Origin of the sequence: Pseudomonas sp. 50_B (genome assembly GCF_017491625.1) — a bacterium.
Taxonomy (GTDB): domain Bacteria; phylum Pseudomonadota; class Gammaproteobacteria; order Pseudomonadales; family Pseudomonadaceae; genus Aquipseudomonas; species Aquipseudomonas danubii.
In genome coordinates this window covers 410,353-423,162 of the sequence record NZ_JAFGYX010000002.1, presented here as the reverse complement: position 1 = coordinate 423,162, position 12,810 = coordinate 410,353, and the positions used below count along the sequence as shown (strand labels likewise).

General features: G+C 64.3%; 11 protein-coding genes. 6 read left to right on the top strand and 5 right to left on the bottom strand.

All coding sequences use genetic code 11. The features are described from left to right. Positions 1-4: 4 nt before the first annotated feature. From J5M73_RS05065 to J5M73_RS05050, 4 genes are all read left to right on the top strand, one after another. A complete protein-coding gene (locus J5M73_RS05065; RefSeq protein WP_102860655.1) occupies positions 5-1,378 on the top strand; it encodes an acetyl-CoA carboxylase biotin carboxylase subunit in 1,374 nt (457 codons plus the stop codon). Then, positions 1,375-2,247, top strand: coding sequence for an allophanate hydrolase subunit 1 (locus tag J5M73_RS05060; protein ID WP_102860656.1), 873 nt, complete (start codon positions 1,375-1,377; stop codon positions 2,245-2,247). Before J5M73_RS05065 ends, J5M73_RS05060 begins: the two co-directional genes overlap by 4 nt. Beyond that, positions 2,244-3,218: a biotin-dependent carboxyltransferase family protein gene (locus J5M73_RS05055; protein WP_102860657.1), complete on the top strand. Its 975-nt coding sequence runs from the start codon at positions 2,244-2,246 to the stop codon at positions 3,216-3,218. The genes J5M73_RS05060 and J5M73_RS05055 overlap by 4 nt, the downstream gene beginning before the upstream one ends. A 111-nt stretch (positions 3,219-3,329) precedes the next feature. Next, positions 3,330-4,652, top strand: a complete 1,323-nt coding sequence (locus J5M73_RS05050) for an allantoin permease (RefSeq protein ID WP_102860658.1) — start codon at positions 3,330-3,332, stop codon at positions 4,650-4,652. Positions 4,653-4,673: 21 nt separating this feature from the next. On the opposite strand, the gene J5M73_RS05045 is transcribed toward J5M73_RS05050, so the two are convergent. Further along, positions 4,674-6,281, bottom strand: a complete 1,608-nt coding sequence (locus J5M73_RS05045; protein ID WP_102860659.1) for an inorganic phosphate transporter — start codon at positions 6,279-6,281, stop codon at positions 4,674-4,676. A gap of 241 nt (positions 6,282-6,522) precedes the next feature. Beyond that, a complete protein-coding gene (locus J5M73_RS05040) occupies positions 6,523-7,545 on the bottom strand; it encodes a transporter (RefSeq protein ID WP_102860660.1) in 1,023 nt (340 codons plus the stop codon). 272 nt (positions 7,546-7,817) lie between these two features. Here J5M73_RS05040 and J5M73_RS05035 point away from each other — a divergent pair, with 272 nt between their 5' ends. After that, positions 7,818-9,443: a HAMP domain-containing methyl-accepting chemotaxis protein gene (locus tag J5M73_RS05035; protein ID WP_207815066.1), complete on the top strand. Its 1,626-nt coding sequence runs from the start codon at positions 7,818-7,820 to the stop codon at positions 9,441-9,443. 81 nt (positions 9,444-9,524) lie between these two features. Here the strand turns inward: J5M73_RS05035 and J5M73_RS05030 are convergent, their stop codons facing one another. After that, positions 9,525-9,842 carry a PepSY domain-containing protein gene (locus J5M73_RS05030; protein WP_011062798.1) on the bottom strand — a complete coding sequence of 106 codons (318 nt, stop codon included), beginning with the start codon at positions 9,840-9,842 and terminating at the stop codon, positions 9,525-9,527. Between the two features lie 155 nt (positions 9,843-9,997). On the opposite strand from J5M73_RS05030, the gene J5M73_RS05025 reads away from it, so the two are divergent. After that, positions 9,998-10,909 (top strand): sterol desaturase family protein, encoded by a 912-nt coding sequence (locus tag J5M73_RS05025; RefSeq protein ID WP_102860662.1) that lies wholly within the window; start codon positions 9,998-10,000, stop codon positions 10,907-10,909. On the opposite strand, the gene J5M73_RS05020 is transcribed toward J5M73_RS05025, so the two are convergent. Further along, positions 10,887-11,567 (bottom strand): helix-turn-helix domain-containing protein, encoded by a 681-nt coding sequence (locus tag J5M73_RS05020; protein WP_102860663.1) that lies wholly within the window; start codon positions 11,565-11,567, stop codon positions 10,887-10,889. The genes J5M73_RS05025 and J5M73_RS05020 overlap by 23 nt on opposite strands. Then, positions 11,568-12,695, bottom strand: a complete 1,128-nt coding sequence (locus J5M73_RS05015; RefSeq protein ID WP_102860664.1) for a glycerophosphodiester phosphodiesterase — start codon at positions 12,693-12,695, stop codon at positions 11,568-11,570. It abuts the gene before it with no gap. Positions 12,696-12,810 lie beyond the last annotated feature (115 nt).

Below are 12,810 nucleotides of genomic sequence, written 5' to 3'. Positions count from 1 at the left end.
GGGCATGACTCAAGCAATCAAGAAGTTGCTGGTGGCCAACCGCGGCGAGATCGCCGTGCGCATCATCCGTGCGGCCAAGGCCCTGGGGATTCCCACCGTTGCCGCCTGCAGTGAGGCGGATGCCGACTCCATGGCTGCACGTATGGCCGATGAAGTGCAGATCATCGGCCCGGCGCGGGCCGACAAGAGCTACCTGAATGTCCAGGCCCTGCTCGGTGCCTTGCAGGCCAGTGGTGCCAATGCGGTGCATCCGGGCTATGGCTTTCTTTCCGAGAATGCCGACTTCGCCGAGGCGGTGGTCGAGGCCGGGGCGATCTTCGTCGGTCCCAGCGCCGAAACCATCCGCCGCATGGGCGACAAGGCCGAAGCCCGGCGCACGGCGCAGGCGGCGGGAGTGCCGGTGGTACCGGGCTCCCCAGGTGAGCTCTTCGACCTGGACGCGGCGCTCAAGGCCGCTGAAAGCGTGGGCTTTCCGCTGTTGATCAAGGCCAGTGCCGGCGGTGGCGGACGCGGGATTCGCCTGGCTCAGGATGCGGCGCAATTGGCCGAGGAGTTCCCTCGGGCGCAACGCGAAGCCCAGACCGCCTTCGGCAATGGTGCGCTGTACCTGGAGCGTTTCATTGGCCGTGCGCGGCACATCGAAGTCCAGGTCTTGGGCGATGGCCAACACGCGGTGCATCTGTTTGAACGCGAGTGCTCGCTGCAACGGCGGCGGCAGAAGATCTTCGAAGAAGCGCCGTCGCCGGTGCTCAGTACCGAGCAGCGTGAGCAGTTGTGCAGCAGCGCCGTGCGCCTAACCGAAGCCTTGGGTTACCAAGGTGCTGGCACTCTGGAATACCTCTACGACGACAGCACCGGCGAGTTCTTCTTTATCGAGATGAACACGCGGATTCAGGTGGAGCACCCCATCAGTGAACTGATCACCGGCATCGATCTGGTCCAGGCCATGTTGCGCATCGCCGGGGGCGAGCCCCTGGGGTTGCGCCAGAGCGATATCCAGCTCAATGGCGCGGCCTTGCAGATGCGCCTGAATGCCGAAGACCCGGCGCGGGATTTCTTCCCCAGTCCGGGCAAGGTCGAGCAACTGATCTGGCCGCAAGGGGCGGGGGTGCGGGTCGATAGTCACTTGTACCCGGGCTATGCTGTGCCGCCTTATTACGACTCGCTGCTGGCCAAACTGATCGTCCACGGGCGTGACCGTGGCGAGGCCCTGGCCCGGGCGCGGCTGGCCGTGGAACACACCACCTTGACCGGCATGGCCAGCACCTTGGCGCTGCACCGTGAACTGCTGGCCGAGCCCTGGTTGCAGCAGGCCGATTTTCACACCGCAACCCTGGAAACCTGGCTGGCCGAGCGCCGCGCCGGAGGTGTCGCATGAACCAGCCGATCCGCTACAGCTTTGGTGCCGACGAGCACCTGTTCGCCGAAGTCAGCGACAGCATGTCCCTGGAAGCCTTCTTCAAGGGCATGGCGGTGACCCGTGCCGTAGAGCGCCTGGAGTTGGATGGGGTGCTGGATGTGTGCCTGGCCAATGCCTCGTTCCAGATTCGTTTCGACCCGGATCGCATCGCTCCGCAGGTTCTGCTGGAGGCGGTGCAGCAGGCCGAGGCCGGGGCGGTGGCCGAGCGCAGCCTGCACACTCGGATCATCGAGATCCCCGTGCTCTACAACGATCCCTGGACCCACGAAACCCTGATGCGCTTTCGCGACCGGCACCAGGACCCCAGCGCCACGGACCTGGAGTACGCGGCGCGGATCAATGGCCTGGCGGACGTCGAGGCGTTCATCGCCGCCCACAGCGGTGCGCCCTGGTTTGTCTCCATGGTGGGCTTCGTCGCCGGGTTGCCGTTCATGTTCCAGATGGTCGAACGTGAACGGCAGTTGCAGGTGCCCAAGTACCTGCGACCACGCACCGATACGCCAAAACTGACCCTGGGTCATGGCGGCTGTTTCGGCTGCATCTACTCGGTGCGCGGTGCCGGCGGCTACCAGATGTTCGGCGTCACCCCGGCCCCCATCTACGACCCGCAGCAGCAACTGGCTTACCTCAAGGCGCACATGGTGTTCTTCCGTCCGGGGGACATCGTGCAGTTCAAGCCCATCGATCGTGAGGCTTATGACCAGGCGGTGGCCGAAGTCGAGGCCGGGCGCTTCGACCTGCGTATCCGCGAGGTGGAGTTTTCCCTGGATGCCTTTCTTGCCGACCCGGTCGGCTATCCCAAGTCGCTGCAGGAGGTGCTGGCATGATCAAGGTCATCAAACCGGGCCTGGCCACATCGGTGCAGGACCTGGGTCGCGAAGGTTTCTATCACCTGGGGATTCCGCCGTCCGGGGCCCTGGACCAGTACGCCCTGAGCGCGGCCAACCAGCTGGTGGGCAACCCGGCAGGCGCGGCGGGGCTGGAGTGCACGCTGCTCGGGCCGGAGCTTGAGTTCAGCGCCGACGCCCTGGTGGCGGTTTGCGGCGCGCACATGACGCCCAAGCTCGATGGCGTGGACATGCACCTGGACACCGCCTTTGCGGTCAAGGCCGGGCAAGTGCTGCGTTTCGACTTTCCCAAGGCCGGGGCCCGGGCCTATCTGGCGGTGGCCGGTGGCATCGATGTGCCGCTGGTGCTGGGCAGTCGTTCGACCTACGCCCTGGGCGCCCTGGGTGGTTTCCAGGGCCGGCGCCTGGCGGCCGGGGATGAGCTGCCGGTGGGTGTCGCCAGCGGCAAGAGCCGTCCCGGTGCCAGCTTGCCCATGGCGCTGCGCCAATCCCTGGGCGGCGAAATCACTCTGCGGGTGGTGCCGGGGCTGTACTACGAACGCTTGAGCGAGGCGGCCAAGGCCAGCTTCTTCGCCGAACCCTGGACCGTGGGCTCGGAGGCGGACCGCATCGGCTATCGCTTCAAGGGCGGCAGCGCCTTGAGCTTCCAGCCCCGGGAGCAGCCATTCGGCGCCGGTTCCGATCCGTCGAACATCGTCGACAGCTGCTACCCGATTGGCTCGATCCAGGTGCCGGCGGGGCTGGAACCCATCGTCCTGCACCGGGACGCGGTGTCCGGTGGCGGCTACGCCATGATCGGCACAGTGATCAGCGCCGACCTTGACCTGATCGGCCAGATGCAGCCCAACCAGAAGGCCCGCTTTGTTGCGGTGACCCTCGAAGAAGCGCTGGAGGCCCGGCGCTCCTACAAGAAAAAGCTCAGCTGTCTGAGCAAACTGTTTCCTTCCTGATTCTGCCCGCCGCATCGCGCGGGCCATGCCAAACGGTAGGCCAACGCCGCACTTCGGTGCGGTGACGGCTGCCCGCGCTTCAACCCTTGATCGGTTCTGGAGTTCACGCACATGGCAGCTTTATCGCAAGCGAATCAAACCGGGCAGACCCCGGCCGATGTGGCCCTTCCCAGCGATGCACGCATGGGCCGACTGTCCCTGACCATGGCCTGGTGGGCGGTGTGCAGCGCGATGTTCTACATCGTCGTCGGCGCTTCCCTGGCCCTGTCCTACGGCACCCGCAATGCCTTGATCGGCATGCTCTTGTCGGTGCTCAGCTATGGCCTGGTGAACAGCGTCCTCAGCCGCTTCGCCATGCGCAGCGGGCTCTCGGTGGCGCTGTTTTCACGGTTGTTGTTCGGCAGCACCGGGGCTTGCCTGGCGACCCTGATCTTCTTCTCCACGGCCATCTACTACGCGGTGTTCGAGGGTTCGGTGATCGCCGTGGCGCTCAACCACCTGTACCCGCAACTGCTGTACCCGCTGGCGGCGCTGGTGGTGGTGCTGTACAGCGTGCCGTTGATTCTGGGCAGCGTGCAGCACTGGCTGGACAAGCTCAACGGTGTGCTGTTGCCGGTGTACCTGGGGGGCTTGCTGTTCGCCGTGGGCCTGTCCATCAGCCGTTATGGCTACCAGCCGCAATGGCTGGATTTCGGCCCGGCCAATCCCAGTAGCACGGGCTGGTGGGATTGCTTTGTGGCCTACATGGGGGTGTGGATCCTGATGCTGTTCACCTTCGACTATGCACGCTTCGGCAAACCCGAAGACGCCGGCTATCACGGTCGCTGGAACTTCGGCATGCCGTTCTACGCGGTGACGTTCTTGCTCAACGGTGCGGCAGGGATCTATCTGGTGAGCAGCATTCCCCATGACGGTGCACTCAACGAAGTTTCGGTGGTGATGGCGATCCTGCAATTGATGGGGCTGTGGGGGCTGTTGTTCGTCTGGGCCACGCAAACCCGGATCAACACCGCCAACTACTACCTGGCGACCTTGAACATGCAGGCGTTCTTCGGCCGCTTCGGCCTGCGCGGTTCCTACCTGATGTGGGCGGTGGCCGTGGGGATCATCGTCTACGGCCTGATGCTGGCGGATGTGTTCGCCTACCTGCTCAAGGCCCTGGCCTATCAGGGGATCTTCGTGGTGGCCTGGGTCGGTGTGGCCCTGGCGCAGATTCTGCTGGGGCGTACCGACGTGGCGGCGATTGAGCGCGTGGCGGCCTTCAACCCGGTGGGGCTGACGGCCTGGTTCGGCGGCACGGCCCTGGGCCTGATGCTGATGTGGGCGGGGGGTGGCTTGGCCAGTTTTTCGGCACCACTGACCGGGGTCCTGGCGTTTGCCTTGCAGGCCGGGCTGGCCAGTCGTTTGCACAGCCGCTTGCCCGCCGCCGGCTGACGGGGCGGGGCCAGCGGCGGTTCAGAACAGTTGGGTGAACAGCCAGTACAGGCTGCCCGACAGCAGGATCGCCGCCGGCAAGGTCAGGACCCAGGCCATGGCCAGGTTGCGGATGGTGCGCATCTGCAACCCGCCGCCATTGGCCACCATGGTCCCGGCCACCCCCGAGGACAGGACGTGAGTGGTGGATACCGGCAGGCCGAACATGTCCGCCGCGCCGATGGTCAGCATGGCCACGGTCTCCGCCGAGGCGCCCTGGGCATAGGTCAGGTGGGTCTTGCCGATTTTCTCGCCGACGGTCACCACGATGCGCTTCCAGCCCACCATGGTGCCCAGGCCGAGGGCGATGGCCACGGCGATCTTCACCCACAACGGGATAAAGCGCGTGGCGTTGTCGATCTGCTGTTTGAACAGTTGCAACTTGTCCCGGGTGTCCTGATCGAAGTGACCCACTTGGTTCTTGTCCATCAGGCGGATGGTTTCGCTGGTCAGGTACATGTCGTTGCGTACGTTGCTCATGGCTTCGGCGGGCACCTTGGCCAGCGAGCCGTAGCCCTTGACCTCGGCACCGATGGCACCGGTCAGGGCCGCCAGGGCAGGGATCAGTTCAGGCGTTGCCTCCTTGCTGCGCATGTAGTCCGAGAGCACCGCGCGAGGATCGGCGGGGGCCACTTGCGGGGCGCTTTTCACCAGGGCTTGCTGGGTGACCTCGGCCACTGCGGCAAATTGCAGTGACTGGTCGGCGGGCATGGTGCGGTTCAGGGCATAGGCCATGGGCAGGGTGCCCACCAGGATCAGCATGATCAGGCCCATGCCTTTCTGGCCGTCGTTGGAGCCGTGGGCGAAGGACACCCCGGTACAGGTCAGGATCAGCAAGCCGCGAATCCACCACGGCGGCGGGGCGTCGCCCTTGGGCGCCTTGTACAGCGCGCGATTCTTGACGAACAGGCGCAGGGCCAACAGCAGCAGGGCGGCAAACACGAAACCGATCAATGGCGAGAACAGCAGGGCGTAGCCGACCTTGGTGGCCTGGCTCCAGTCCACGCCGCTGGTGCCGTCGCGGCCGTGCATCAGTGCGTTGGCCACGCCGACGCCGATGATCGAGCCGATCAGGGTGTGGGACGAAGAGGCCGGCAGCCCCAGCCACCAGGTGCCGAGGTTCCACAGGATGGCGGCAATCAAAAGGGCAAAGATCATCGCAAAGCCGGCGGAGGAGCCCACTTGCAGGATCAACTCCACCGGCAGCAGGGCGATGATGCCGAACGCCACCGCGCCGCTGGACAGCAGCACCCCGAGGAAGTTGAACAGGCCGGACCAGACCACCGCGAACTGCGGCGGCAGCGAGTGGGTGTAGATCACGGTGGCCACGGCGTTGGCGGTGTCGTGGAAGCCGTTGACGAACTCGAAGCCCAGGGCGATCAGCAGGGCCACGCCCAGCAACAGGAAGGGCGTCCAGGTGGTGACCGTGGTGCCCAGTTCGTGCATGTCGTGCACCAGGCTGTAGGCGGTGAACAGCAAGCCCATGGCCAGCACCGCGAAAAACACCACCAGGGTGAAGGGGCCGGGTTTTTTATCCAGTTGCGGTTGGTGATCGAGGCTGGAGGCGGCAGTCAGGGACGGGGTGGCCATTGCTGGACAATCCTGTTGCTGGAAAGGAATGGTGTCCATGATCGTTGCCAAATATTACAGGGAGACTGCCTCAGGTCATGGTTTAGGCGATTGAGCCGTTCCGTTGATCAAATCAAGCCCGCGTGGCCATCCCGTTATCCCGCTTATCGCATAGGAGCCGGTTTGCCGGCGAAGAGACCCTCAAGCCTGGCACCTGCCTTGGGGGAGCCTTCGCCGGCAAGCCGGCTCCTACAAGGTGGGGTCAGTAGTCCTGGCGCTTGCGGAAGGCCCAGCGCCCGGCGATCACGGTGAAGGTGGCCACCAGCGCCACCAGAATCCAGAAGCCCTCCGGGTCGCCGGAAAAGGGAATACCGCCGACGTTCATGCCGAAGAAGCCGGCAATGATGTTGATCGGCAGCGCCAGCACCGTGACCACGGTCAGGGTGAACAGGGTGCGGTTGGTCTGTTCATTGAGGTTGGCGGCAATCTCTTCCTGCAGCAGTTTGATCCGTTCGCCCAGTGCGGTGAGGTCGTTGATGATCAGGGCGAACTCTTCGGTGGACTTGCGCAGTTCCTTGACGTCTTCCTTCTGCAGCCATTGCGGCGGCCGATTGAGCAGGCGCAGCAGGGAGCCCGGCTCCAGGGCCAGCAGGCGTTGCAGGCGCACCAGCACCCGGCGCATGGCCCCCAGTTCGGCACGGTTACTGGAGACCCGGGCGGCCAGGAGCTGGTCCTCGATCTGGTCGACGCTGAGGCTGGTCTTGCGCACGATCTGGGTCAGCACTTCACCCTGGTCGCGCAGCAGGTGCACCAGCAGTTCCAGGGGCGAGCGAAAGCGTTCGCCGGCCTTGACCGAGGAGCGCAGCTTGTCCACCGAATGCAGGGGCTGCAGGCGGGCGCTGATGATCAGGTTGCTGCGCACGCAGACCCACAGGGTGGAAATGTCCGAGGACACCATGCTGCTGAAGTTGAACACCACATCGTTGACCACCGCCAGCAGCGCCGAGTCCACGTGTTCGATGCGAGTCGAGCGCGAGCCTTCGTGCAGGGCTTCGAAGAACTCCTCGGGCAATTGCAGGTGGGCTTTCATCCAGCGCTCGCAGGCGGCGTGGGCCAGGTTCAGGTGCAACCAGAGGAATTGGTCGTCGTTGTGCGGCTGTTGCAGGGCTTGCAGGGCCTTGGCTGAGTCCAGTTCATGACCCCGTTCGCCGGGCCGAAAGTTGAAACTGTAGAGCAGGCCAAACAGATCGGAATCGCGGTGACTCTGGTCGATGCTGTGGTTCATGGGGTCTCGCAGGAGGGACAGTGCCTGGCGCGGGCGTTACAGGTTCACTTGGGCCTCATCATGGCAAGGCTTTTTGACAGTTTTGTGACGTTTCAAAGTGCACAGTACGCGTTGCCATACCAGTGGTCGGCAGCGCTCAAGAATGGATCGCGGATGCCGATCACGCTCACATGCAATGCGCATTCGATTTTCCTCGAATGCTCCTGACAGGGAAGTTCGGACCTACGCATGCCTTTAGTGGCTTGCTCCATCCCTGCCATGAGATCTTCTCGATGTTTTTGCAAAAATCCCTGAGAGCGCAAATTCTTGCCCTGCTGAGCGGTAGCCTGTTTGCGGTGTTGTTGATCGCCCTGGCGTGTTTTCACTTGCTGTCCGGTGGCGTGCAGAGCTACCGCGAGCTGATCGAAGGTCCGCTGCGCAGTTCGCAGCTGATCGACGAGGCCAACCTGCAGTTCAAGAGCCAGGTGCAGGAGTGGAAGAACGTGTTGCTGCGGGGCAAGCAGCCCCAGGAGCTGAAAAAGTACTGGCAGCAGTTCGAAGATCGTCAGCGGGATGTGCAGAACATCCTCGGCCAGTTGGCCCAGAAGCCGGGCCTGGACTCGGGCTTCAAGAGCCGGGTGCAGCGCCTGGCCGAGGAGCACCGTGCGCTGGGGGCGGCCTATCAGAAGGGCCGTGACGCCTATGTGGCCGCAGGCGCCGATCCGAGTGCCGGTGACGCGGCGGTCAAGGGCGTGGACCGTGCCACCAGCGAACAGATGAGCGAGTTGGTGACCGAGTTGCGCAAGCACAGTGACCAGCAGTCCCGGGACATCAGCTCGGCGGCTGATCGTACGGTGTGGCTGGGCATCCTGGTGATGCTGGTTTCCGGTTTGCTGATCGGCCTGCTCAGCCTGTGGCTGGTGAACCGCAGCCTGGTGCAGCCGATCCGCCAGTTGATCGACTACGTCGCCCAGCTCAGCCGTGGCCAGTTCGCCGACCGGGTGGCCAGCGATCGTCAGGACGAACTGGGCAGGCTGGCGGGGGCCGCCAACACCCTGCGTGACTTCCTGGCCCAGACCTTCAGCAGCCTGCAGCGCAGTGCCGCGGACCTGGACAGCTCCAGCGGCGAGCTCAATTCCATTGCTACCCTCATGTCCCAGGGCACCAACGAGCAGTTCAACCGCACCGATCAGGTGGCGACGGCGATGAACGAGATGTCCGCCACTGCCCAGGAAGTGGCGCGCCACGCTGCCGATGCTGCCCGCGCCGCAGATGATGCCGACCAGTCGGCGCAGCAGGGCGAGCAAGTGATGCAGAGCACGATCCACAGCATCACCCAGATGCGTGGCGAGATCGCCAACACCGCAACAGTGATCCGCCGCCTGGAGGCTGACAGCGGGCGTATCGGCAAGGTCCTGGAAGTGATCCAGGGGATCGCCGAGCAGACCAACCTGCTGGCGCTCAACGCCGCCATCGAAGCGGCCCGGGCCGGTGAGGCGGGGCGCGGGTTTGCCGTGGTCGCCGATGAGGTGCGCAGCCTGGCCCAGCGTACTGCGGCGTCCATCATCGAGATCAACCAGATCATCCAGAGCGTGCAGACCGGTGCGGTGGATGCGGCCCAGGCCATCGAGAGCGGTCAGTCGCGCAGCGAGCAGAGTGTGCAGCAGGTGACCGAGGCCGGTGCAATGCTGGAGCGCATCACCGAAGCGGTGGAAGCGATTCGCGACATGAATCGGCAGATCGCCACCGCCGCCGAGGAGCAGACATCGGTGGCCGAAGACATCTCGCGCAACCTGACCGAGATCACTTCGATTGCCAGTACCAACCTCGATAACGTCCAGCGCACCGAAGCGGCGAGCCGCAACTTGCACGGTCTGTCGGGACAGTTGAACGCAGTCACGGCGCGTCTGGGCGCCTGATACCGCTGACCCTCTATGCGGGCCCAAAAGCACAAGGCCGCGCTCCGGTAACGGGGCGCGGCCTTGTGCTGTGTGCGGGGCTTACTTGTCTTGCTTGTTGCTCAGGACCTTGCCGGTCTTGGCGTCCAGGTCCACGTCCCACTCGATGCCTTTGCTGTCACGCAGTTCTACCTGGTAGACGTAGGCGCCTGTCGCGGTCTGCTCCAGCTCGGTGTCGGTGATGCTGGCGGCGGTGGTGCCCGGGTGCTGGGCCAAGGCTGCCTGGTTGAGTTTTTCCAGGTCCATGATGGCGCCGGATTTGAGCAGGCCCGGGATCAGGTCCGGACGGACATCGGCCTGGGCCAGGCCGGCGGTCAGGGTCAGGGCGGCAGCGGCGAACAGAGCGGAGAACTTGGTCATGGGTTGATTCCTTGGGGTGATGGGTTTCGATGGACACAGGTTAGCCAGTGCAACTTAACTCACCCTTAATTCAGGTCAGTGGTTGCGCCGTTTGTTCAAGCCAGGGGGCTGGGGCGGGGCCCAAGCTGGTGTCTCCCTTCTAGGAGACTCAGTGAATGAAACGATGGCTTGCGTGGTTGTATGCCCCCTTGTTCTTTGGTGGATTCATCGGTGGTGCATTGTGCTGGATGAGCGCGGCAGAGGCGTCTGCGAGCGGGTTGCTGGTGTTGTTTGCGGCCGCGCTCCTGGTGTCGTTCCTGGTGGAGTGGGTCCTGCCTTATGAGCCGGCATGGAATCGCTCCCAGGGTGACCGCCTGCGGGACAGTCTGCATGCTCTGGTCAATGAGGGCCTGAATGCCCTGGGCCTGCTCGCATTGCCGGGACTGGTGGCGCTGCTGGCCCATGACGGTCTGTGGCCTCGGGACTGGCCGCTCTGGGGCCAATTGCTGCTGGCGATCGTGATCGCCGATTGCGGGATCACCCTGGCTCATTACGCCAGCCATCGCTGGGCCTGGCTCTGGCGCCTGCATGCGGTGCACCACAGTGTGCTGCGCATGTACGGTTTCAACGGTCTGCTCAAGCATCCCCTGCACCAACTGCTGGAAGCGACGGCGGGGTTGCTGCCGTTGTTGGTGCTGGGCATCCCGCTGCCGGTGGCACAGTTGCTGGCCCTGGCCATTGCCATTCAATTGCTGTTGCAGCATTCCAATGTCGATATGCGCCTGGGGTTGCTGCGCCTGGTGTTTGCCTGGGCGCCGGTGCATCGCTTTCACCATATGAAGTACGGCCGTGCCGGTGATGTGAATTTCGGTCTGTTCTTCAATGTATGGGACTGGCTGTTGGGAACCGCGTTCTATCGGCATGACTACGCGATGCGCCAGGGCGACCTGGGCATCGGTAGCCGTCCGGACTATCCGGTGGATTACTGGCCGCAGTTACTGGAGCCATTCAAGGCCCAACACTATGCCGCCGAGCCCAAGGTGCCCGAGGCGTTGCGGCGCCCGGTCAATCCAGCAGGCGGGGCCTGAGGGATTTCAGGGCCTGGCCGGCGGTGACGCCGAACAGCGCCTTCAAGGTCCGGGAGAAGTGCGCGGTGTCGGCGAACCCGGCGCCATGGGCCGCCAGGGCCATGGCCTGCCCCTCCAGCAACAGGGCCATGGCCAGGCGCAGCCGTCGCCACAGCACCAGGCGCCGGACGGGCAGGCCGACATCACGGGCGAACAGCCGTTCCAGCTGGCTCAGGGACAGATGGGCCTGGGCTGCCAGTTGCGTCGCTGCCACCTTGCCCTCCAGGGCAGCGTCCAGAGCCAGCAGCGCCCGTGCCACGCGACGGTCGGCAATGGGCTGGCGCGGACAACTGCGCAGCGCCGCTTCCAGGCCGGGCAGTGAGGGCTCGACACGGCTGACGCTGAGCTGCAGGTCCTGAGCCGTGATTCGCAGTGGCTCGGCGAAGACCGTGAAGGCCCGGTCGGGGGCCTGGATAATGGCGTGGCGACGCAGCGCCTGGATCAGCAGGAAGCGGCCACTGAGTCGGACTCCGTCCAGTTCCACGGTGACCGGCTGTTCGGGGGCAATGATCAGTTGATGGGCGTAGTGGGCATGGGGCGTGGTGCGCCCCATCGCCCCGTGGATCAGACCAAAGTCATGACCCAGCCAGAGTTCGCCGCTCCAGTGTGAGGCGGACATTCAGTAACCGCTGGCCTCCAGCAGTTGGGCCACGCTGGCGCTGGCCGGCCGCTTGAAATACTTGAGCAGATCGGCGCTGCGGTTGGTGAAGATGCCATCGACCCCGGCCGCCATGACCTTCTTGAAGTCCACCGGTTCATCGACGGTGTAGACGTGCACCAGCAGGCCCTGGTCGTGGGTGTACTGATTCATCCAGGGTTGCACCAGATCCGCATAGCTCTGATCGCCGCCAGCCGTCAGTGCTGCCGAGGGACCGGTACCGATGGCTCCCTGGGTCTTGGCGAAGTCGACCCAGCGCTTGAACTCGGCCTGGTCCTTGGGTTGCTGCTTGGCATAAAAAGCGGCTTTGTCGGTCTCGCCGCTGCTGGCGAACGTCTGCCCGGAGGCTGGCTCGATGCTGCCGGGAGCCACCCACAGCAACAGGACTTTCGGCACCTTGGGCATTGCCTTGTGCAGCAGCTCCAGGCTGTGTTTGTCGAAGGTCTGCAGCACGACCTTGCCTTTGCCCTGGCCCACGGCCAGTTCGCTTTTCGCCAGCTTGGAGCCCGCCGGGCTCAGCCAGCCGCGGTCCTGGAGTTTTTCCTTGAGATCGTGCTCGATCCCGGGAAACAGCTGGGGCTCCTTGGTCTCGATGTAGAGCCCGGGTTTGTGCTGTGGATTGCCCTGGGCGATGTCGATGATCTCGTCCAGGGTAAGGATCTTCAGGCCGACGAAACCCGGACGGGCGCGGTCCGGATGGGCCTGGTTGAACCAGCTGCCGGCGTCGAGGGTTTTCAGTTCGGCCATGGTGAAGGCGTTGGCCGGACTGTCCTTGCGTTCGGGGAATTTCTGCGCCACGTCGGTGGTACGTTGCAGGTTGTTGTCGTGCAGGGCGAAGAGCACACCATCCTTGCTGCGCTGCAGGTCCATCTCCAGGTAGTCGGCCCCCAGGTCCCGGGCCAACCTGTAGGACGCCGCGGTGGACTCGGGGGCATCGAAAGAGGCTCCACGGTGGGCGATTACTGCCGGGTGCGGAATGCCCTGGCGAGCGGCAAGTGCATTCGGATCAGGCTGTTCAGCGGCCTGGGCCAGGCCGCAACCGAGCATCAGGGCCAACATCAGGGCACAAGGGGGGAAGGTCGCTGGCATGCTCGAAATCCTTTCGTGGAGGCGGGGGCAAGGACCTATCTTTTAGCAACACAATGACGCTTGTGCTATCTCCAGAGCGACATAAATCCTTCTCATGCGCATCTTTCGCGGTTTT

Coding starts and splice junctions, on each gene's coding strand:
- J5M73_RS05065 (WP_102860655.1), top strand. CDS start 5: ATGACTCAAGCAATCAAGAAGTTGCTGGTGGCCAACCGCGGCGAGATC.
- J5M73_RS05060 (WP_102860656.1), top strand. CDS start 1,375: ATGAACCAGCCGATCCGCTACAGCTTTGGTGCCGACGAGCACCTGTTC.
- J5M73_RS05055 (WP_102860657.1), top strand. CDS start 2,244: ATGATCAAGGTCATCAAACCGGGCCTGGCCACATCGGTGCAGGACCTG.
- J5M73_RS05050 (WP_102860658.1), top strand. CDS start 3,330: ATGGCAGCTTTATCGCAAGCGAATCAAACCGGGCAGACCCCGGCCGAT.
- J5M73_RS05045 (WP_102860659.1), bottom strand. CDS start 6,281: ATGGCCACCCCGTCCCTGACTGCCGCCTCCAGCCTCGATCACCAACCG.
- J5M73_RS05040 (WP_102860660.1), bottom strand. CDS start 7,545: ATGAACCACAGCATCGACCAGAGTCACCGCGATTCCGATCTGTTTGGC.
- J5M73_RS05035 (WP_207815066.1), top strand. CDS start 7,818: ATGTTTTTGCAAAAATCCCTGAGAGCGCAAATTCTTGCCCTGCTGAGC.
- J5M73_RS05030 (WP_011062798.1), bottom strand. CDS start 9,842: ATGACCAAGTTCTCCGCTCTGTTCGCCGCTGCCGCCCTGACCCTGACC.
- J5M73_RS05025 (WP_102860662.1), top strand. CDS start 9,998: ATGAAACGATGGCTTGCGTGGTTGTATGCCCCCTTGTTCTTTGGTGGA.
- J5M73_RS05020 (WP_102860663.1), bottom strand. CDS start 11,567: ATGTCCGCCTCACACTGGAGCGGCGAACTCTGGCTGGGTCATGACTTT.
- J5M73_RS05015 (WP_102860664.1), bottom strand. CDS start 12,695: ATGCCAGCGACCTTCCCCCCTTGTGCCCTGATGTTGGCCCTGATGCTC.